The organism is Blastococcus sp. TBT05-19 (assembly GCF_003319095.1).
Lineage (GTDB): Bacteria > Actinomycetota > Actinomycetes > Mycobacteriales > Geodermatophilaceae > Blastococcus.
Genome location: NZ_QOHI01000006.1, coordinates 182,145 through 201,638 on the forward strand (window position 1 = coordinate 182,145; position 19,494 = coordinate 201,638).

The 19,494-nt window shown below is 74.0% G+C and carries 18 protein-coding genes; 9 read left to right on the forward strand and 9 right to left on the reverse strand.

All coding sequences use genetic code 11. The features are described from left to right. Positions 1 to 7 precede the first annotated feature (7 nt). Both DQ244_RS16475 and DQ244_RS16480 read left to right on the forward strand, forming a co-directional pair. A complete protein-coding gene (locus DQ244_RS16475) occupies positions 8 to 1,561 on the forward strand; it encodes an aldehyde dehydrogenase family protein (protein WP_113812581.1) in 1,554 nt (517 codons plus the stop codon). Beyond that, on the forward strand, positions 1,558 to 3,183 hold the full coding sequence (locus DQ244_RS16480; protein ID WP_233491656.1) for a GMC family oxidoreductase: 1,626 nt from the start codon (positions 1,558 to 1,560) through the stop codon (positions 3,181 to 3,183). The genes DQ244_RS16475 and DQ244_RS16480 overlap by 4 nt, the downstream gene beginning before the upstream one ends. 15 nt (positions 3,184 to 3,198) lie before the next feature. Here the strand turns inward: DQ244_RS16480 and DQ244_RS16485 are convergent, their stop codons facing one another. Next, on the reverse strand, positions 3,199 to 4,005 hold the full coding sequence (locus DQ244_RS16485) for an MBL fold metallo-hydrolase (RefSeq protein WP_113812582.1): 807 nt from the start codon (positions 4,003 to 4,005) through the stop codon (positions 3,199 to 3,201). A gap of 79 nt (positions 4,006 to 4,084) precedes the next feature. Further along, positions 4,085 to 5,404, reverse strand: coding sequence for an MFS transporter (locus tag DQ244_RS16490; protein WP_233491658.1), 1,320 nt, complete (start codon positions 5,402 to 5,404; stop codon positions 4,085 to 4,087). Between the two features lie 72 nt (positions 5,405 to 5,476). Between DQ244_RS16490 and DQ244_RS16495 the strand changes: the two genes are divergently transcribed. Both DQ244_RS16495 and DQ244_RS16500 read left to right on the forward strand, forming a co-directional pair. Next, positions 5,477 to 6,469 (forward strand): GlxA family transcriptional regulator, encoded by a 993-nt coding sequence (locus tag DQ244_RS16495; RefSeq protein WP_233491660.1) that lies wholly within the window; start codon positions 5,477 to 5,479, stop codon positions 6,467 to 6,469. A gap of 240 nt (positions 6,470 to 6,709) precedes the next feature. Continuing rightward, the gene (locus DQ244_RS16500; RefSeq protein WP_233491661.1) at positions 6,710 to 8,329 is read left to right on the forward strand and encodes a DEAD/DEAH box helicase; all 1,620 of its coding nucleotides are present in this window, start codon (positions 6,710 to 6,712) and stop codon (positions 8,327 to 8,329) included. Between the two features lie 88 nt (positions 8,330 to 8,417). Here the strand turns inward: DQ244_RS16500 and DQ244_RS16505 are convergent, their stop codons facing one another. The 6 genes from DQ244_RS16505 to DQ244_RS16530 all read right to left on the reverse strand — a co-directional run bounded on the left by DQ244_RS16505 (position 8,418) and on the right by DQ244_RS16530 (position 16,017). After that, positions 8,418 to 9,425 (reverse strand): sugar phosphate isomerase/epimerase, encoded by a 1,008-nt coding sequence (locus DQ244_RS16505; RefSeq protein WP_113812585.1) that lies wholly within the window; start codon positions 9,423 to 9,425, stop codon positions 8,418 to 8,420. A gap of 11 nt (positions 9,426 to 9,436) precedes the next feature. After that, positions 9,437 to 10,603: a Gfo/Idh/MocA family protein gene (locus DQ244_RS16510; protein ID WP_113812586.1), complete on the reverse strand. Its 1,167-nt coding sequence runs from the start codon at positions 10,601 to 10,603 to the stop codon at positions 9,437 to 9,439. A gap of 67 nt (positions 10,604 to 10,670) precedes the next feature. Next, positions 10,671 to 11,723, reverse strand: coding sequence for a substrate-binding domain-containing protein (locus tag DQ244_RS16515; RefSeq protein WP_113812587.1), 1,053 nt, complete (start codon positions 11,721 to 11,723; stop codon positions 10,671 to 10,673). Positions 11,724 to 11,836: 113 nt separating this feature from the next. Beyond that, complete coding sequence (locus DQ244_RS16520; protein ID WP_113812588.1) at positions 11,837 to 12,973, reverse strand: ABC transporter permease; 1,137 nt, start codon at positions 12,971 to 12,973, stop codon at positions 11,837 to 11,839. After that, positions 12,970 to 14,529: a sugar ABC transporter ATP-binding protein gene (locus DQ244_RS16525; RefSeq protein ID WP_233491663.1), complete on the reverse strand. Its 1,560-nt coding sequence runs from the start codon at positions 14,527 to 14,529 to the stop codon at positions 12,970 to 12,972. The genes DQ244_RS16520 and DQ244_RS16525 overlap by 4 nt, the downstream gene beginning before the upstream one ends. A gap of 324 nt (positions 14,530 to 14,853) precedes the next feature. Beyond that, on the reverse strand, positions 14,854 to 16,017 hold the full coding sequence (locus DQ244_RS16530; protein WP_113812589.1) for an ROK family protein: 1,164 nt from the start codon (positions 16,015 to 16,017) through the stop codon (positions 14,854 to 14,856). A gap of 152 nt (positions 16,018 to 16,169) precedes the next feature. On the opposite strand from DQ244_RS16530, the gene DQ244_RS16535 reads away from it, so the two are divergent. Next, positions 16,170 to 16,670: a hypothetical protein gene (locus DQ244_RS16535; RefSeq protein ID WP_113812590.1), complete on the forward strand. Its 501-nt coding sequence runs from the start codon at positions 16,170 to 16,172 to the stop codon at positions 16,668 to 16,670. Here the strand turns inward: DQ244_RS16535 and DQ244_RS16540 are convergent. Continuing rightward, positions 16,663 to 17,208 carry a helix-turn-helix domain-containing protein gene (locus DQ244_RS16540; protein WP_113812591.1) on the reverse strand — a complete coding sequence of 182 codons (546 nt, stop codon included), beginning with the start codon at positions 17,206 to 17,208 and terminating at the stop codon, positions 16,663 to 16,665. The genes DQ244_RS16535 and DQ244_RS16540 overlap by 8 nt on opposite strands. 54 nt (positions 17,209 to 17,262) lie before the next feature. On the opposite strand from DQ244_RS16540, the gene DQ244_RS16545 reads away from it, so the two are divergent. The 4 genes from DQ244_RS16545 to DQ244_RS16560 all read left to right on the forward strand — a co-directional run bounded on the left by DQ244_RS16545 (position 17,263) and on the right by DQ244_RS16560 (position 19,488). Next, a complete protein-coding gene (locus DQ244_RS16545; RefSeq protein ID WP_113812592.1) occupies positions 17,263 to 17,604 on the forward strand; it encodes a hypothetical protein in 342 nt (113 codons plus the stop codon). 1 nt (position 17,605) lies between these two features. Further along, positions 17,606 to 18,544, forward strand: a complete 939-nt coding sequence (locus tag DQ244_RS16550) for a S9 family peptidase (protein WP_113812593.1) — start codon at positions 17,606 to 17,608, stop codon at positions 18,542 to 18,544. Positions 18,545 to 18,631: 87 nt separating this feature from the next. Continuing rightward, positions 18,632 to 19,108: a plastocyanin/azurin family copper-binding protein gene (locus DQ244_RS16555; protein ID WP_158544592.1), complete on the forward strand. Its 477-nt coding sequence runs from the start codon at positions 18,632 to 18,634 to the stop codon at positions 19,106 to 19,108. Beyond that, positions 19,108 to 19,488 (forward strand): hypothetical protein, encoded by a 381-nt coding sequence (locus DQ244_RS16560; RefSeq protein ID WP_113812595.1) that lies wholly within the window; start codon positions 19,108 to 19,110, stop codon positions 19,486 to 19,488. Before DQ244_RS16555 ends, DQ244_RS16560 begins: the two co-directional genes overlap by 1 nt. Positions 19,489 to 19,494 lie beyond the last annotated feature (6 nt).

Sequence of the window (19,494 nt, forward strand, 5' to 3'; positions counted from 1 at the left end):
TGCACCCATGTCGCTCGCCGAAGAGCTGGACGCCGTCGACGCCGGTACCGCCGGCACCGTCGACCGGCACAGCACCACCGAGACCTTCGAGTCGACCGCCCCCGCCAGCGGCGCGGTGGTCGGCGTCTTCCCCGTGCACGACACCGCCGCGGTCGAGGAGACCGTGGCGCGGGCGCGGACCGCGGCCGAGCAGTGGGCGGCGCTGGGCTGGGACGGGCGCAAGCTGCGCCTGTCGGCCTACCGCGGCTACCTCGCCCGCCGCATGCACGAGCTCGCCGACCTGGTGCACCGGGAGAACGGCAAGCCGCACGCCGACGCGATCCTCGAGATCACGCTGACCGTCGACCACCTCGCCTGGGCCGCCGGCCACGCCCGCAAGGCCCTCGGCCCGCGCAAGGTCCCCACCGGCCTGCTCGCCGCGAACCACACCGCGTACCTGGAGTACCAGCCGCTGGGCGTCGTCGGCGTCATCGGCCCGTGGAACTACCCGGTGTTCACGCCGATGGGCTCGATCGCCTACGCCCTGGCCGCCGGCAACGCCGTCGTCTTCAAGCCCTCGGAGTTCACCCCCGCCGTCGGGGCCTGGCTGGCCGCCGCGTGGCGGGCCGCCGTCCCCGACTGCCCCGACGCCTTCCAGCTGGTCACCGGCTTCGGTGAGACCGGCGCCGCCCTCTGCCGGGCCCGGGTCGGCAAGATCGCCTTCACCGGCTCGGCCGCGACCGGCAAGAAGGTCATGGCCACCTGCGCGGAGACCCTCACCCCGGTGCTCATGGAGCTCGGTGGCAAGGACGCCATGATCGTCGACGACGACGCCGACGTGGTCGCCGCCGCCGACGCCGCCGTCTGGGGCGCGATGAGCAACGGCGGGCAGACCTGCATCGGTATCGAGCGGGTCTACGCCACCGACGCCGTCTACGACCGGTTCGTCACCGAGGTGACCAACCAGGTGCGCAACCTGCGCCCGGGTTCCGACGGCGAGGCGACCTACGGCCCGATGACCATGCCCTCGCAGATCGACGTCGTGGAGCGGCACGTCGCCGACGCGACCGCCGCCGGCGCCCGCGTGGTCACCGGCGGCACCGACGCCGACGCCTTCCCGGCGCAGGGCTACGTCGCCCCGACCGTGCTGCTCGACGTCCCGGAGGACTCCGCTGCGGTGCAGGAGGAGACCTTCGGCCCGACGATCACCATCACCCGGGTCCGCGACGCCGAGGAGGCCCTCGAGCGGACCAACGCCACCAGCTACGGCCTCGCCGGTTCGGTCTTCACCAAGTCCAAGGAGCGCGGCCTGGACCTCGCCCGCCGGATGCGGAGCGGCATGACGTCGGTCAACTCGGTGCTCACCTTCGCCTCGGTCCCGGCGCTGCCCTTCGGCGGGGTCGGCGACTCCGGCTTCGGGCGCATCCACGGCGAGGACGGGCTCAAGGAGTTCACCCGCGCCAAGGCGATCACCCGGCAGAAGTACGCGCTGCCGGTCAACCTCATGAGCTTCGGCCGGCCCGCATCGGCCGCCGACGCCCTCGCCCGCGTCATGGGCATGGTCCACGGAAAGCACCGGTGAGCACCCCCATGGCAACCGAGGAGTACGACGTCGTCGTCGTCGGCGCGGGCTCGGCCGGCAGCGCGCTGGCCGGTCGGCTGTCGGAGGACCCGTCGCTCAAGGTGCTCGTGCTCGAGGCCGGCGGTGGCGACCGGGTGCTCGAGGTGCAGGCGCCGGCCGGGCTGTACAAGGTCTGGCGCACCCGCCACGACTGGAACTACACCACCGAGGAGCAGCCCGGCCTCGGTGGCCGCAAGCTCTTCTGGCCGCGCGGGAAGCTGCTCGGCGGCTCGTCGTCGATCAACGCGATGATCTACATCCGCGGCGCCCGCGCCGACTACGACGAGTGGGCCGAGCTCACCGGCGACCCGAGCTGGTCCTACGAGCACGTGCTCCCGCTCTTCAAGCGCATGGAGGACAACGCCCGCGGCGCCGACGAGTGGCACGGCACCGGCGGCCCGCTGCGCGTCGAGGACCTGCGCAGCCCGCACCCGTGGACCAGGGCGGTCGTCGAGTCCGCGGTGGCCAGCGGCTACCCGCGCAACCCCGACTTCAACGGCGCCACGCAGGAGGGCGTCGGCCAGTACCAGGTGACGCAGAAGCGCGGACGTCGCTGGTCGGCCGCCGACGCCTACCTCCACCCGGCGTCGGGCCGGCCGAACCTGACGGTGAAGACCGGCGCGCTGACCACCCGCGTGCTGGTCGAGGGCGGCCGGGCCACGGGCGTCGAGTACCGCTGCGGCGGGCAGCTGCACACGGCCCGCGCGACCCGCGAGGTCGTCCTCTCCGGCGGTGCGGTCAACTCCCCGCAGCTGCTCATGCTCTCGGGCATCGGGCCGGCCGACCACCTGCGCGAGGTCGGCGTCGACGTCGTCCACGACCTGCCCGGTGTCGGTGGCGGGCTGCAGGACCACCCGCTGGTGCCGGTCGTGTGGAACACCCGCTCGGGCACGTCGCTGCGGCTGGCCGAGACGCCGCTGAACGTGGCGCTGTGGAAGGTGGCCGGCCGCGGCCCGCTCACCTCCAACCTCGCCGAGGCGGGGCTGTTCACCCGGTCCAGCCCCGAGGTGACCGAGCCCGACCTGCAGATGCACTTCCTGCCGGTGAAGTTCTGGAAGCAGGCCGAGATCGACCCGGACGCCGAGGCGTTCACCGCCGCGGTCGTGCTGGTGCGCGTGCACTCGCGCGGCTCGGTGCGGCTGCGGTCGGCCGACCCGACGTGGGCGCCGGCCATCGACGCCGGCTACCTCACCGACGAGCGCGACCTCGACGCGCTGGTGTCCGGTGTCGAGCAGGCCCGGCAGATCGGCACCGCCGCTCCCCTGTCGGACGTGCTGGCCGACGAGTGGTCCCCCGGCAGCGCCACGCAGGGCCGCGAGGCGCTGCGGGCGAAGGTGCGCGACACCCTCGAGTCGCTGTACCACCCGGTGTCGTCCTGCCGGATGGGCACCGACGACCAGGCCGTCGTGGACCCGCAGATGCGGGTGCACGGCATCGAGGGCCTGCGGGTCGTCGACGCCTCGGTGATGCCGACGCTGGTGCGGGGCAACACGAACGCTCCGACCATCATGCTGGCCGAGCGGGCGGCCGACCTGGTCCTGGGTCGTCCGGTCGCGCCCCAGCTCGCCGCAGCAACCGGCTGACCTGCGCTCCGGGGGTCACCCGAAGCGCAGGGCCTGGCCCGCGTGGATGTCGCCCACCCACTCCCACCCCGGCTCGGCCGACGGGCCGAGCCGGGGGTCGTCGGGATCCCGCCCGTCCCGCAGGGCGTGGAGGTAGGCGCGGTCGAGCGCGATCCGGGCGCTGACCTCGGGGCCCCGGCCGACGGACCCGTGCCCCGGGACGACGACGTCGACGTCCCCGGCCACGACGTCCAGCCGCTCCAGCCCGACCAGGTACTCCCCGACCGGATCGTTCTCCCCGGTGGCGTCGTCGAGCATCGGGATGAAGACGTCGGACAGCATGTCGCCGGCCACCAGGACGCCGCGGTCCTCGATCAGCAGCGCCGCGTGGCCCGGAGCGTGCGCGGGGTGCTCGACGATCCGCACGGCGGGGCCCTCCCACGGGATCCGCACGGTGCCGGCCGGCAGTCCGGTGATGCGGCCGAACAGGTCCAGCGGGACGTCCCCGGCGATCTCCGGCGGCAGCATCTCCGCGGCGCGCGCCGGCCACTCCGGGTCCGAGAGCACCGCGCCCGTGACGGCCGCGCAGCGGTCGGTGCCGTACCGGGGCGCCTCGCCGAACGCGACGTCCCAGAGCACGTGGTCCCAGTCGGGGTGGGTCGCGAAGCCCGCCACCACGGGCCGGCCGAGAGCGGTCAGGTCCGCCGCGAGGCAGGCCATCTCCCCGCGGGTGATCCCGGGGTCGACGAGCAGCGCGCCGGCCGCGCCCAGCACGACGACCGTGTTGTTCCGGAGCAGCTCGCTCCGGTGGACCAGCACGCCCTCGGCGATCTGCGTCAGCACGGGTTCCTCCGCTCGTGGTCCGTCACCTGAGGGGCAGACGGCCGGGCGGCCGGGAACTCATCGGCCCGCGGAGCCCTGCTCAGCCGTGGGCCTGGTCGGCGGCCGCCACCACCCGGTCGGTCGGCAGGGCCGTCCCCGGCGTGACCGGAGGGTTGCGGCGGATCGCGATCGACATCGCCGCGGCGGCCATGCACAGCCCGCCGGCGAGGTACCAGGCCAGGTCGTAGGAGCCGGTGACGTCGCGGATCACGCCGCCGCCGAACGCGGCGAACGCCGACCCCAGCTGGTGCGAGGCGAACACCCAGCCGAAGACCACCGGGGCGCGGGCACCGAAGTGCTCCCGGCACAGGGCCAGCGTCGGCGGCACGGTGGCCACCCAGTCCAGGCCGTAGAAGACGATGAACGCGATCATGCTGACGTGCAGGTCCGGCCCGAACAGCGGCGGCAGCAGGAACAGCGAGAACCCGCGCAGCCCGTAGTAGGCCAGCAGCAGCACGCGGGGGTCGACCCGGTCGGTGAGCCAGCCCGACAGCACGGTGCCGGCGATGTCGAAGATGCCGACGACGGCGAGCAGCCCGGCGGCCGTGGTCACCGGCATCCCGTGGTCGTGCGCGGCCGGGATGAAGTGCGGCTGCACGAGCCCGTTGGTCGACAGCCCGCAGATGAAGAACCCACCGGCGAGCAGCCAGAAGGGACGACGGCGCGCGGCCTCGGCCAGGCCGCGCAGCGCGGTGCGGGCCGCACCGGCGCGCACCGGCTCGACGTCGTCTGCCGCCGTGCCGCCGTACGGGGTCACTCCGAGGTCGCGCGGCCGGTCGCGCAGCAGCCACGCCACCAGCGGGACGACGGCCAGCGCCGCCGCCGTGGTGCCCAGCGACGCCGAGCGCCAGCCGTGGTTCTGGTCGGCCCACGCCACGAGCGGGAGGAACACCAGCTGCCCGGTCGCGCCGCCGGCGGTGAGGACGCCCGAGACCAGGCCGCGGCGGGCCACGAACCAGCGGCCGGTCACCGTGGCCACCAGCGACAGCGCCATGGAGCCGGTGCCCAGACCGACCGCGAAGCCCCACAGCAGGATCAGCTGCCAGCTCGCCGTCATGAAGACCGTGAGCCCGCTGCCCACCGCGGTGAGCAGCAGCGCCGCGACCACCACGCGCCGGATGCCGAAGCTCTCCATCAGCGCCGCCGCGAACGGGGCGGTCAGCCCGTAGAGGGCCATGTTGACCGCGACCGCCGCCGAGATGGTCGACACCGACCAGCCGAACTCGTCGCGCAGCGGATCGATCAGCACGCCGGGGACCGCCCGGAAGGCGGCCGCTCCGACGAGGGCCAGGAACGTCACCCCGGCGACCCACCAGGCGGGGTGGATGCGGCGCGTCGACGAGGCGGCGGGGGCGGTCACGCCGGACAGCATGGCCCACCCGCCTCACGCGGAACGAGTGGCCGGGCGGCCAACATGTGCAAAGATCCGGCCATGCCCACCGCCCGGCCGCCGCGGCACGAGGTCGTCGTCCTCGCGCTGCCGGAGTCCATGGCCTACGAGGTCGGGCTCCCGCACCAGTTCCTGGGCGGCGCGACCGACGCCGAAGGCAACCGGCTCTACCGGGTGCGCGTGGCCAGCCTCGACGGCGGACCGGTGCGCACCTCGGCGGGGTACTCGCTGCTGCCCGAGCACGACGCCTCGATCCTGGACGGCGCGCAGACCGTCGTCGTCCCCGGCGTGCACGGCACCGCGGCGATGACCGACGGGACGGTGCCCGAGGAGCTGGCCGCGCTCCTGCGCCGGGTGGCGGGCACCGCCCGCCTGGTCAGCATCTGCACCGGCGCCTTCGTGCTCGCCGCGGCAGGTCTGCTCGACGGCCGGCCGGCGACGACGCACTGGGTGCACAGCCCCGCGTTCGCCCGGCTGTTCCCCGAGGTGCGGCTCGACCCGGACGTGCTCTTCGTCGACGACGGCGACGTCCTCACCTCCGCCGGGAACGCCGCCGGCATCGATCTCCTCCTGCACCTGGTCCGCCGCGACCACGGCAGCGAGGTGGCCGGCCGCGTCGCCCGCCGCAGCGTCGTCGCCCCGTGGCGCGAGGGCGGGCAGTCGCAGTTCATCGACCGGCCGGTGCCCGAGCCCGGCGACTCGGGAGTGGCGACGACCCGGGCCTGGGCGCTGGAGCGGCTGGGCGAGCCGCTCACCCTGGCCGAGCTCGCCGCCCACGCGCGGATGAGCGTGCGCACCTTCACCCGCCGCTTCCGGGAGGAGACCGGGGTGTCGGCCACGCGCTGGCTGGTGCAGCAGCGGGTGGCACTGGCCCGCCGGCTGCTGGAGTCCACCGACGTGCCGGTCGAGCAGGTCGCCGAGGCGGCGGGGTTCGGCACGACGGCGTCGATGCGCCAGCACCTGCACGCCGCGATCGGGGTGGCGCCGCTGGCCTACCGCCGCACGTTCCGCGGTCCCGCGACTCACCCGATGTGACCTGTCACTCCCCCGCAATCGGACCCGCGGCGCTCCCTGTCTGGTTGAGTGGGTCCTACCGGCGCCGCCCTCGCTCATCCGGAGCGGCAGGAATCGACGTCGGGCCCAGGCTGCGCCACCGAGGCGCGCCAGGCTGACCGACGTCTCGCCGACGATGTGAGCCCGCCCTGCCCGTGCGCAGGAGCGTCGCGCTCGCCCGCGCCGAGGTGCTCGTGCGGCCACTCGAGTGTCGAGGAACCGATGACTTCGCAGAACACCTCCCCGTCCACCCCGGCCGCCGACGGGCGACCGCGCCGTCGCCGCGGGGGCCGCGGCCGGGGCACCGGCGCCCGCCCCGCCGGCGAGCAGCAGTCCACCCCGCAGGCCGCCCAGGCTCCCGCCGCCGCCGTCCCGGCGCCGGCCGTCGTCCCCGTCGGGGCCGACGCCACCGTGCTGCCCACCGACACCACGTTCGCCGCGCTCGGCGTCCCCGCGCCCCTGGTCGAGGTGCTCACGGGCAGCGGCATCACCGCGCCGTTCCCGATCCAGGTCGCCACGCTGCCCGACAGCCTCGGCGGGCGCGACGTCCTGGGCCGGGGCCGCACCGGCTCGGGCAAGACGCTGGCCTTCTCCATCCCGCTGGTCGCCCGGCTGGCCGCCTCCACGAGCAAGCGGCAGCCCAAGCGGCCCCGTTCGCTGATCCTGGTCCCGACCCGCGAGCTGGCCAACCAGGTCGCCGCCGTCGTCGACCCGATGGCGCGGGCGCTGGGCATGTCGACGACGACGATCTTCGGTGGCGTCGGGCAGAACCCGCAGGTCCAGGCGCTGGCCTCGGGCGTCGACGTCGTCATCGCCTGCCCCGGCCGGCTCGAGGACCTCATCGGCCAGGGCCACTGCGACCTCGGCGCCGTCGAGATCACCATCCTGGACGAGGCCGACCACATGGCCGACCTGGGCTTCCTGCCCGGCGTCAAGCGGATCATGGACCGGACGCCGAAGACCGGCCAGCGGCTGCTCTTCTCGGCCACCCTGGACAACGGCGTCGACGTGCTGGTCAAGCGCTACCTGTCGAACCCGATCACGCACTCGGTCGACCCGGCCGTCGCCCCGGTCAGCACCATGACGCACCACGTGTTCCGCGTCGACGCCGCCGACAAGGCCCGCATCGTCCAGGAGCTGGCCTCCGGGCTCGGCCGCAGCGTGCTCTTCACCCGCACCAAGCACCAGGCCAAGAAGCTGGCCAAGCAACTGACGGCGGCCGGCGTCCCCGCCGTCGACCTGCACGGCAACCTCAGCCAGAACGCGCGCGAGCGCAACCTCGAGGCGTTCACCAACGGTGGGACGCGCGTGCTGTGCGCCACCGACATCGCCGCGCGCGGCATCCACGTCGACGACGTCGCGCTCGTCGTGCACGTCGACCCGCCGGCCGAGCACAAGGCCTACCTGCACCGCTCCGGCCGCACGGCCCGCGCGGGCGCCGAAGGTGCCGTCGTCACGATCGCCACGCCCGACCAGGCCGGCGAGGTGCGCACGCTCGCCCGCCAGGCCGGGATCACCCCCGAGGTGTCGGCCGTCAAGCCCGGCGCCCGCGAGATCGAGGCGCTGACCGGCCCGGCCGCGCCGTACGTGGAGCCGGCCCCGGTGGTCGAGCAGCCGCAGGGCGGCGGTGGCGGCGGTCGTCGTCGCAGCGGCGGTGGCGGCTCGGGCCGCGGCTCGTCCGGTGGCGGCGCGGCCAAGGCGGCGTCCTCCGGCGGCAGCCGGGGCGGCTCGGGCTCGGCCCGCGCCGCCGGTCCGGCCCGCACCCGCGCCGAGCTGGCCGCCCGGGCCGGGACGTCGTCGGCCGCCTCCTTCAGCGCCCGCTCGCGCCGCGGCAGCCGCTGACCGTCCTCCCTCAGCAAAAGGGGTCCTACCTCACGGTCGACCGTGAGGTAGGACCCCTGATGATCAGGAGACCTGATCATCAGCGCGCCTAGTTGCCGCTGGAGAAGGCGGCGTCGAAGGCGGCGGCCGGCGGGTCGAACGCCAGCCGGCGCACGAACTCCAGCGCCTCGGGGGCGCCGACGAGGCGGTCCATGCCGGCGTCCTCCCACTCCACCGAGATCGGCCCGTCGTAGCCGATGGTGTTGAGCATCCGGAAGCAGGCCTCCCACGGGACGTCGCCGTGGCCGGTGGACACGAAGTCCCAGCCGCGCCGCGGGTCGGCCCAGGGCAGGTGCGAGCCCATCCGGCCGTTGCGGCCGTTGCCCACCTGCTTCTTCGCGTCCTTGCAGTCCACGTGGTAGATGCGGTCCTTGAAGTCCCAGATGAACGAGACCGGGTCCAGGTCCTGCCAGACGAAGTGCGACGGGTCCCAGTTGAGGCCGAACGCCTCGCGGTGGCCGATCGCCTCCATCGTGCGGACCGTCGTCCAGTAGTCGTAGGCGATCTCCGACGGGTGCACCTCGTGGGCGAACCGCACGCCGACCTCGTCGAACACGTCGAGGATCGGGTTCCAGCGGTCGGCGAAGTCGCGGTAGCCGTCCTCGACCATCGACTCGGGCACCGGCGGGAACATCGCCACGGTCTTCCAGATCTTGGACCCGGTGAACCCGACGACCGTCTTCACGCCGAGCTTGGCCGCCGCGCGGGCGGTCAGCTTCATCTCCTCCGCGGCGCGCTGGCGGACGCCCTCGGGGTCGCCGTCGCCCCAGACGCGCGGGTGCACGATCGCGCGGTGCCGCTCGTCGATCGGGTCGTCGCAGACCGCCTGGCCGTTGAGGTGGTTGGAGATCGCGAAGACCTGCAGGCCGTACTTCTCCAGCAGCGCCTTCCGCTCGGCGACGTAGGAGTCGTCGTTCGCGGCGCGCTCGACGTCGAGGTGGTCGCCCCAGCAGGCGATCTCCAGGCCGTCGTAGCCCCACCCGGAGGCGAGCCGGGCCACCTCCTCGAACGGCAGGTCGGCCCACTGGCCGGTGAACAGGGTGACGGGACGAGGCATCAGGGAGCTCCTCAGATCTCGGTGAAGGACGAGTTGTTCGCTGCACTGCGCTCGACGGCGTCGAGCACCCGCTGCACCTGCAGCCCGTCGGCGAAGGACGGCGTCGGGTCCTCCCCCTTGGCGATGGCGGTCACCAGGTCCACGACCTGGTGGGTGAAGCCGTGCTCGTAGCCCAGCCCGTGCCCGGCCGGCCACCAGTTGCCGACGTAGGGGTGGCCGGGCTCGGTGACGACGATGCGCCGGAAGCCGGCGGTCTCGGCGGGCTCGTCGCCGTCGAAGAAGTGCAGGACGTTCATGTCCTCGAAGTCGAATGCGAGGCTGCCGCTGGACCCGTTGATCTCGATCCGGATGGCGTTCTTGCGGCCGAGGGCGAACCGGGTGGCCTCGAAGGTGGCGACCGCGCCACCGGCGAACCGCCCCAGGAAGACCGCCGCGTCGTCGACGGTGACCGTGCCGGTCCCCTCCCCGCCGACGCCGGACAGCGAGCCGGCCGAGGCGGGCAGCGGCCGCTCCTTGACGAAGGTCTCCAGCATCGCGCTGACGCCGGTGAGCGCCTGCCCGGTGATGTGCTGCGTCAGGTCGACGATGTGCGCGCCGATGTCACCGAGCGCCCCCGAGCCGGCCTTCTGCTTGTCCAGCCGCCACGACATCGGCGCGGCCGGGTCGGCGATCCAGTCCTGCAGGTACTGGGCCCGCACGTGCCGGATGGTGCCGAGCCGTCCCTCCGCGACCAGCTGCCGGGCCAGCCCGATGGCCGGCACGCGCCGGTAGGTGAAGCCCACCATGGACCGGACGCCGTTGCGCGCAGCGCGAGCGGCGGCCTCGGCCATCGCCTCGGCCTCGGCGACCGTGTTGGCCAGCGGCTTCTCGCAGAGCACGTGCTTGCCGGCCTCGAGCGCGGCGATCGCGATCTCGGCGTGGGTGTCACCGGGGGTGCAGACGTCGACCAGGTCGACGTCGTCCCGCGCGATCACCGCCCGCCAGTCGGTCTCGGTCGCCTCCCAGCCCAGCCGCTGCGCGGCGTCGGCCACGCGGGCGGGGTCACGGCCGGCGAGGACCGACAGACGCGGGTGCAGCGGCAGGTCGAAGAAGTGGGGGGCGGTGCGCCAGGCCTGCGAGTGCGCTGCGCCCATGAACGCGTAGCCGATCAGGCCGACGCCGAGCGAGGGGGAGGTCATACGGGCTCCTCGGGAGGGCGGGGACGCCGGGTGCGACGTGCGCACCCGGCGTCCCCGGGCCGATCGATCAGGACTCGAACGCGGCGTCGATGAAGTCCTCGACGTTCTCGGAGGTGACCACCGGGGCGTTGAGCACGATCGTGCGCGGCACACCCTGCGAGTTCAGGTCGGCCACGCTCTTGCTCTGCGCGACGAGCCGGGCGAGCCGGACGCCGTCGGCCGCCTGGGTGTGCGGGTAGATGACGGTCGCCTGCAGGACCGAGTCGCCCTCCTGGATGGCCCGCATGGCGTTGGCCGAGCCCGCGCCACCGACCATGAAGAACTCGTCGCGGCCGGCGTTCTCGATGGCGGCCAGGACGCCGACGCCCTGGTCGTCGTCGTGGTTCCAGATGGCGTCGATCTGCGGGGCGGCCTGGAGCAGGTTGGCCGCCGCCTCCTCGCCGCCCTCGACCGTGAAGTCGGCGGCGACGCGGTTGCTGACCTCGAGCCCGCAGTCCGACAGCGCGTCGGCGAAGCCCTGGCTGCGGTCCTGGGTCAGCGGCAGCGAGTCGATGCCGGCGATCTCGGCGACGACGGCGTCGGGCTGGTCGCCCAGCTGCTCGCAGACGTAGGTGCCGGCCGAGACGCCCATCCCGTAGTTGTCGCCCAGGATGGTGGCGCGGGCGGCGAACGGGCTGTCGAACTCGCGGTCGACGTTGATGACCGGGATGCCGGCCTCCATCGCCTGCAGCGCGACCGGCGTCATGGCGGCGCCGTCGAAGGGCAGCAGCACGATGGCGTCCACGCCGTCGTTGATGAAGGTCTCGACCTGGCTGATCTGGGTGCTGACGTCGTTGGTGCCCTCGGCGACGCGGAGCTCGATGTCCTCGTACTCCTCGTCGACCGCACGCGCGGCCTCGGTGATGCCAGCCATCCAGCCGTGGTCGGCGGCCGGGGCCGAGAAGCCGATGACGACGGTGTCGCCCTGCTCGTCGTTGTCGCTGGCGGCGTTGTTGCCGCCGCCGCCACCCGAGCTCTCCGGCGTGTTCCCGGTGCAGCCGGCGAGAAGCGCGCCGGCGCCGATGAACGCGACCGCGGTGGTGGTCACGCGGCGGTAGCCGCGCTGCCTCGTTGCAGACATGGGTCTCTCCTCGCTCTGCCTGCCTGGCGCCGTCGCCAGGTGGTCGGTGCTGCTGTGCGGTGGTGCGACCGGGGGCCGGGCGGCCCGCCGGGTGGTGCTGACCCGGGAGCGGGTCAGGTCGTGGGCTCGCTCGCGCCGCCCGGGAGGGCGCCGGCGGGTGAACCGGGCACGCCGGAGGCGCCGCTGGCGACGCCTCCCGGTCCGCCGGGGGTCCTCGCCTTCCGGCTGCGGCCCTGGCCGCCGGCCAGGCGCATCTGCAGGAGGACGGCGAGCACGATGATCACGCCCTGGGCCACGGCCTGGGCGCTGCTCGTGAGGTTGTTCAGCGTGAACACGTTGCCGAGCGTCGTGAGCAGCAGCGTGCCGAGGACGGTGCCGACGATCGTGCCGCGCCCGCCGATCAGCAGGGTGCCGCCGATGACGACCCCGGCGATGGCGAGGAGCTCGTAGAGCGTGCCGTGCGTCGAGCTGCCGGTCGTCGTGCGCGCCATGATCATCACGCCGGCGATGCCGCAGCAGACGCCGGAGAGCACGTACAGCAGGACGGTGTGCCGCTGCACGCGGATGCCGGCCAGGCGGGCGGCCTCGGCGTTCCCGCCGACGGCGAAGGTGCGGCGGCCGAAGGTCGTGCGGTTGAGCAGGACCCAGCCCGCGGCCGACACCAGCGCCCAGATGATGACCAGGGTCGGGATGCCGAGGACGTCGCCGGAGAAGAAGGAGAGGAAGTCGCGGTCCTGGACGATCTGGGTGCGCCGGTTGGCGATGATCTCGGCCAGTCCGCGGGCGGAGACGAGCATGGCCAGGGTCGCGATGAAGGCGACCAGCTTCCCGTAGGCGATGACGACGCCGTTGACCAGCCCCGCGCCGGCGCCGACCAGGATCGCGGTGAGCACCATGACGATCCAGTGGACGTCCTCGGCCAGCGCCTGGGTGGCGAGGGTGGTGGCCCACACCGAGGACAGCGCCACCAGCGCGCCGACCGACAGGTCGATGCCGCCGCCGATGATCACGAACGTCATCCCGATGCTGACGACGCCGATGACCGAGGCCAGCCGGAGGATGGTGAGCAGGTTGTTGACGTCGGCGAACCGGTCACCGGCGGTCGCCACGCCCACGGCGCACAGGATCGCCAGGGCGATGACCAGGCCCAGGTTGCGCCCGACGGGCCCGGCCATGAAGCCGGGGCCACCTCCACCCGGCGCCGCTGCGGCCCCGCTCTCCCGCTTCGTCGCGGTCGCCGTCTCGCTCATGCCACTTCCCCTTCGTGCGGTGCGGTGCCGGTGTGCGCCGTGCCTTCCATGACCAGGTCGAGCACGCGGTGCTCGTCGAGCGCGTCCGCCGGCGCCTCGGCGACGACGGCGCCGTCGGCGATGACGAGGACGCGGTCGGCCAGCCCCAGGACCTCGGGGATCTCGCTGGAGACCACCAGGACGGCCACCCCCTGGTCGGCGAGGTCGCGGACCAGCGTGTAGATCTCCGAGCGGGCGCCGACGTCGACGCCTCGCGTGGGCTCGTCCAGGAGCAGCACGCGGCAGTCGCGCAGCAGCCAGCGGGCCAGCACGACCTTCTGCTGGTTGCCGCCGGACAGGGTGCGGGCGATGCGGGTCTCGTCGGAGGGCCGGACGTCGAGGGCCTGCACCTGCTCGCGGGCAGCGGTGCGCTCGGCCCGGCCGGAGAGCAGCCCGATCCGGGCGAAGCGGTTCAAGCTCGAGACGGTGATGTTCCGGTAGACGGAGTCGTCGAGGAGCAGCGCCTGGCTCTTGCGCTCCTCGGGCGCGAGCCCGATGCCGGCGGCCACCGCCGCACCGACGTCGCCGGGGCGCAGCTGCTTCCCACCCAGCCGGACGCTGCCGCTGGTGGGGCGACGGGCCCCGTAGATCGTCTCGAGGATCTCCGAGCGCCCGGAGCCCACGAGCCCGGCCAGCCCGACGATCTCGCCCGGTCGGAGGGTGAGGTCGACGCCCTCGAAGGAGCCGCGCAGCCCCAGGTCCTGCACCTCGAGCAGCGGGGCCGCCCCGCGGTCGACGGCGGCGCGCCGCTCGGGGAAGACGTACTCGATCGTGCGGCCGGTCATCAGCGTGATGACCTCACGGGTGGGGGTCTCGCGGGCCGGGAGCCCGGTGGCCACGGTGCGCCCGTCCTTGAGGACGGTGATCCGGTCGCCGACCTCGCGGATCTCCTCCAGCCGGTGGGAGATGTAGACGACGGCGACGTCCTGCGCGGCGAGCTCGCGGATCACGCCGAAGAGCCGCTCGACCTCTTCGTTGTCCAGGACGGCCGAGGGCTCGTCCATGATGATCAGCTTCGCGTCCTGGGACAGCGCCCGCGCCATGCTGATCATCTGCTGCTGCGCGGCCGACAGGGCGCCGACCTCGGTCGCCGGCCGGATCTCGGGGTGGCCGAGGCGGGTCAGGAGCTCCGCCGCGACCCGGTTCGCGGCCGCCGGCCGGGTGATCCCGAACCGCGACGTCTCCCGGCCCAGGAAGATGTTGTCCGCGACCGTCAGCCCCGGCACCAGGTCCAGCTCCTGGTAGATCGTGGCGATGCCCAGGCGCAGCGCGGCCTGCGGATCGGTCAGCGCGACCTGCTCACCGGCCCAGGTGATCGTGCCCTCGTCGGGCTGGTGGGCACCGGCGAGCACCTTGATCAGGGTCGACTTGCCCGCGCCGTTCTGGCCCAGCAGGCAGTGCACCTCACCGGCACGGACGTCGAGGTCCACACCGCCGAGCGCACGCACGCCGGGGAACGTCTTGACGATCCCGCGCATCTCCAGCAGCGGACCCGTCGACCGCGGTTCCTCGTTCACGCCACCACCCGGACTTTTGCTCAGTTCTGATCATTAGTCTGCTGAGGCGAGAACATATGTGCTGGGTCACAGGGGGTCAAGGCTCTGGCGCGGAGTTACCGAACCGAGACGAACCGCATGTCCCCGCCATGACATCGCGGTCCTCCGGACCGCACCGTCGTGACATCGCGGTCCTCCGGACCGCACCGTCGTGACATCGCGGTCCTCCGGACCGCACCGCGATCAAGTGCCGTCCCGGCCTGCGCGGAGCCGCTTCGTCGTCCCTGCGCGGACCCTCCGGGCCCACTCGGGACGACTGAACGGGCTGACGCCGGGCTGCCCTGCCTACCTGGCGAGGGACTGGACGGAGTCCTCGTCGAGGAACTCCTCGATCGCCATGAGGGCGGCGCCGACCCGGCCCGAGCGCTCGGGCGCATCGCTGACGGTGATCTCCAGGGCCCGGGCGGCCAGCGGCATCGACCGGCCGTAGACGGCCTCCCGGATGCCCGCGAGCAGCGGGGCGCCGGCCTGGGCGACACCCCCGGTCATGACGATGCGGTGCGGGTTGAAGAAGTTGACCAGCGCGGCGAGCACCGTGCCGATGGTCCGGCCGGCGTCCCGCACAAGCTCCAGCGCGGAGCCGTCCCCCTGGACGGCGAGCTCGACGACCTCCCGGGTGGTCGCGACGTCAAGGCCCGCGGCGACGGCGTCGCGGAGCAGGGCTCCCCCGCCGGCGATCGCCTCGAGGCAGTTCTCGTTGCCGCAGCGGCAGACGACCGTGCGCCCGTCCGGCGGGTGCACGGAGATGTGCCCGATGTCGCCGGCGCTGCCCTGGGCACCGCGGTAGACGCGCCCCTCGACGATCACGCCGCAGCCGATGCCGGTGCCAACCTTGACCACGAGCAGGTCCTGGACCGATCCCTCGACGCCGATCTCGCCCAGCGCCATCACGTTCACGTCGTTGTCCACGTAGACCGGGCACTCGTACCGGGCGAACGCGCTCGGGATCGGGTGGTCGTGCCAGCCCGGCATGATCGGCGGGTGCGAGGGCCGGCCGGTCGAGAACTCCACCGGCCCGGGCACGCCGACCCCCACCGCGCAGACGTCGCCCGGCGTGAGCCCCGCCTCGGCGAGCACCTCCTGGGCCAGCCGGTCCACCTCGGTCAGGACGGGACCGGGCCCGTCGGCGATGTCGATCGGGTGCCCGACCGTGGCGAGGATGCGGGCGGAGAGGTCGGTGACGGCGACGTCGACGCTGGTGACGCCGAGGTCGACGGCGAGCACGCACCCGGCCCCGCTGTTGAACTGCAGGATCGTCGGCGGCCGGCCGCCGGTGCTCCAGCCGCGCCCACCCTCCTCCAGGAGCCTGGCCGCGATCAGCTGGTCGACCTTGGCGCTGACCGTGTTCCGGGAGGCCCCGGTGAGCGCCACCAGGTCGGCCCGGCTGCGGGCGCGACCGGTCCGCACGTGCCGGAGCAGCGCGCCGGCCGAGGCAGAGGTGTGCGCCACGCGGTCATAGTGGCACGCCGCGCGACCACCGAGCGGCGACTGCCGTCGACCTCCCACCTGCACGGGGGACGCGGTTGGGCGCCCGGCGCGTGGGCACTGAGCGGAGGACCGTCCTGGTTGAGCACTGGACGAACGACACGAGCGAGGTACTCATGGGCCTGCCCATCACCCTGTCCGAGATCGCGCCCCGGATCTCGGCCGGCGCCTTCATCCTCAACAGCGGCCTCGGCAAGCGTGGCGCGGACGAGGAGGCGGCGGCCGGCATGCACGGCTTCGCCACCGGGACCTACCCGTTCCTGGCCAGCGTGCCGCCGCAGCAGTTCGCGAAGGGCCTGGCCACCGCGGAGATCGCCATCGGCGCCGCGCTGCTCACCCCCGTCGTCCCGACCGCCGTCGCCGGCGCCGCGCTGACCGCCTTCTCCGGCGGCCTGCTGGGCCTGTACCTGAAGACGCCGGGCATGCGGAAGGAAGGCAGCCTGGCTCCCACCGAGCAGGGCCTGGCCATCGCCAAGGACAGCTGGCTGCTGGGCATCGGCATCGGTCTGCTGGTGCGCGGCACCGTCGACCGCGAGCCCCGCCGGGTGCGCAAGGCCGCGAAGGTGCTGGCCAAGGCGAACAAGAAGGCCGCGAAGGCCCGCGACCGGTTCAGCTGAGCCCGACGGGGGGCTCCTCCCCCGGCAGGTGCACCGTGGTCACCAGGCGGCGCCGCCGGCCCTCGACGGGCCGGTGGTCCGCCCGCGCCAGCAGCACGGCGCGGAGGTCGCGCACCAGATCGGCGAACTCGGCGTCGTCCAACCACAGGCCGATCTGCCGGTAGCCCACCCCGTCACGCGCCAGGTCGGGCTCGCCCCGGTCCAGGTACCGGTCGAAGTCGGCCAGCAACGCGGCGACGAACGTCGTGAACGCCCGGCGGTGGTCCTCGGTCGTCATGGCGGCCAGGTCCTCGGCCGAGACGCCCGCGGCCTCGACCACCAGCCGGTAGCTGCGCTCGGCCGCACCGCGGACCTTCCGCTCGCCGGCGACGACGAGGACGCCGGCGTCGGCCAGCACCCCCACGTGGCGGTACAGCGTCGCCGCCGGGACGTCGGGGAGCTCGGCGCGCAGCTGCCCGGTGGTCAGCGCGCGGTCGCCGAGGAACGCCTGCACCACCCGGAGGCGGACCGGGTGCAGGAGCAGATCGACCGTGCTCACGCGCTCACCATTCTCATCCTTGACAACGTTCTCACAGATGAGAATATTGGTGCCATGGCCACCGTGCAACTGACCCCCCGCTCCCTCGCCGTCCACCTCACCCGCGGGGAGAAGATCGCGGGCCTCCTGGGCGACCTCGAGGTCGCCCGCGACTCGGTCGCAGCGGTCGACGTGGTGACCGACCCGCTACCGGCCGCCCGCGGCCTGCGCGCCCCCGGGCTCGCGCTGCCGGGGCGACGCAAGGTCGGCACCTGGCGGCGGCCCGGCGAGCGCACCTTCGTCTCCGTGCGCAGGGGGCAGCCGGCCCTCCGGGTGCGGCTGACCGGTGAGCGCTACGACACGCTCCTCGTCGGCACCGACGACGCCGACCGCCTCGCCGCCGAGCTCACCCGCTGACGTGCGCGAGGTCCCGCTCCAGGTGCCCGGCCCGCACCCGCTCGCCGGCACGCTGTGCCTCCCCGACACCCCGCTGCCGGTGCCGGCGGTGCTGCTCGCATCGGGGTCCGGCCCGCTCGACCGCGACAGCAACCACCGGCGTGCCCGGTTCGACGTCGCCCGGCAGCTCGCGCACGCCCTCGCCGGCGGCGGCATCGCGTCGCTGCGCTACGACAAGCGCGGGGTCGGCGGGAGCCCGGGCGACTGGCGCGCCGCCGGTCTGCACGACGGCACCGACGACCTCGGCCGCGCGCTGGGGACGCTCCGCGCCAGGCCCGAGATCGACGCCGGGCGCATCGCGCTGGCCGGGCACAGCGAGGGCGCGATCCTGGCCGCGGCGCTCGCCGCCCGGGGCGCCCCCGTGGCAGGGGTGGTGCTGCTCGCGATGAGCGCGACGCCGGGCGAGGAGCTGCTCCGCTGGCAGGCTCGGCAGATCGCGCCCACGCTCCCGGCCCCCGTGCGCGGGCTGCTGCGCCTGCTGCGCGTGGACCTGGAGCGGAAGGTGGCCGCCAACCACGACCGGATCCGGAGGACGACCACCGACGTCGCCCGCATCGGCGGCGCCCGCATCAACGCCCGCTGGACGAGGGAGTTCATGGCGCACGACCCGCGCGAGGACCTGCGCCGGATCACGGACCCGGTGCTGGCGATCACCGGCGGCAAGGACCTGCAGGTCCCGCCGGAGGACGTGGACGCCATCGCCTCCTGCGTCTTAGGGCCGGCGGACACCCGGGTGGTCCCCGACCTCACCCACACCCTCCGCCGCCAGCCGGGCGCGGCGTCCCTGAGCGCCTACAAGGAGGAGCTGCGCCGCCCCCTCGACTCGGAGCTCCTCGCCGCCGTCGTCGAGTGGTGCGGCGGGGTCACCCATCCGACCCGGCCCCGGCGTGCGAACACCTGACGTCCCCGGGAGCCGGACCGGTCACCCGGGATGCGCGGGGCCCGCGTGCACCCTGGCGGGCGGGCCCGCCTACCCGAGGAGTGCTCCATGTCCCGCACCTCCCACCGGAACGTCGGTCGTCCCCGCCGCATCGCCGCAGCCGCACTGCTGACCGGCGCGCTCGCGGCGCTCTCCGCCTGCAGCGGCGGCATGGACGACGCCGCCCAGCCGTCGTCCGAGGGGTCGACGTCCTCGTCGTCCTCGGCGGCGCCCTCGTCGTCGGCGTCGGACGGCCCGGAGAGCGGGGTCCAGACCATCACCGCGACCGAGGACGACTTCAGCATCGCCCTGGAGTCGCAGGAGCTGACCGCCGGCAGCTACGAGATCGAGGTCGTCAACGACGGCGGGGCGACCCACGACCTGGTCGTCGAGCGGGACGGCGAGGACGTCGCGGCGTCCGACACGATCGGGCCCGGCGAGTCGGCCACCGTGACCGTCGACCTGGAGCCCGGCGAGTACGTCTTCTACTGCTCCATCGGCGCGCACCGCTCGATGGGCATGGAGATCACCGTCCAGGTCAGCTGATGACCCTCGTGTGGCCGCTGCGCGTGGTCGGCGCGCTGCTGCTGGGCGCGATGGCGTGGATCCACGTCGACCTGTGGCGGGTCGGGTACCGGTCCATCGAGGTCATCGGGCCCGGGTTCCTCGCCAACGCCGTCGCCGGCTTCGTGCTCGCGGCGCTCCTGCTCGTCCCCGTCCGGGGCCTGCTGCGGTGGGTCGCCGTCGCCGGCGCGCTGACCGCCGCCGGCAGCCTGGCCGCGCTCGTGCTCTCGACCACCGTGGGGCTGTTCGGGTTCGTGGAGACGACCGCGGCACCGCTGTGGTGGGAGACGTTCTGGATCGAGGCCGGCGCGGTCGTCGTCCTCACCGCCCTGGCCGTCGTCGCCTCCCGGCGGCGGGCCTGACCGGAG

What these genes read in the sequence shown, in the direction of transcription:
- DQ244_RS16475 (WP_113812581.1), top strand. Translation starts at nt 8, where the DNA reads ATGTCGCTCGCCGAAGAGCTGGACGCCGTCGACGCCGGTACCGCCGGC.
- DQ244_RS16495 (WP_233491660.1), top strand. Translation starts at nt 5,477, where the DNA reads ATGCCCACCGCCCGGCCGCCGCGGCACGAGGTCGTCGTCCTCGCGCTG.
- DQ244_RS16500 (WP_233491661.1), top strand. Translation starts at nt 6,710, where the DNA reads ATGACTTCGCAGAACACCTCCCCGTCCACCCCGGCCGCCGACGGGCGA.
- DQ244_RS16505 (WP_113812585.1), bottom strand. Translation starts at nt 9,425, where the DNA reads ATGCCTCGTCCCGTCACCCTGTTCACCGGCCAGTGGGCCGACCTGCCG.
- DQ244_RS16510 (WP_113812586.1), bottom strand. Translation starts at nt 10,603, where the DNA reads ATGACCTCCCCCTCGCTCGGCGTCGGCCTGATCGGCTACGCGTTCATG.
- DQ244_RS16515 (WP_113812587.1), bottom strand. Translation starts at nt 11,723, where the DNA reads ATGTCTGCAACGAGGCAGCGCGGCTACCGCCGCGTGACCACCACCGCG.
- DQ244_RS16520 (WP_113812588.1), bottom strand. Translation starts at nt 12,973, where the DNA reads ATGAGCGAGACGGCGACCGCGACGAAGCGGGAGAGCGGGGCCGCAGCG.
- DQ244_RS16535 (WP_113812590.1), top strand. Translation starts at nt 16,170, where the DNA reads ATGGGCCTGCCCATCACCCTGTCCGAGATCGCGCCCCGGATCTCGGCC.
- DQ244_RS16545 (WP_113812592.1), top strand. Translation starts at nt 17,263, where the DNA reads ATGGCCACCGTGCAACTGACCCCCCGCTCCCTCGCCGTCCACCTCACC.
- DQ244_RS16555 (WP_158544592.1), top strand. Translation starts at nt 18,632, where the DNA reads ATGTCCCGCACCTCCCACCGGAACGTCGGTCGTCCCCGCCGCATCGCC.
- DQ244_RS16560 (WP_113812595.1), top strand. Translation starts at nt 19,108, where the DNA reads ATGACCCTCGTGTGGCCGCTGCGCGTGGTCGGCGCGCTGCTGCTGGGC.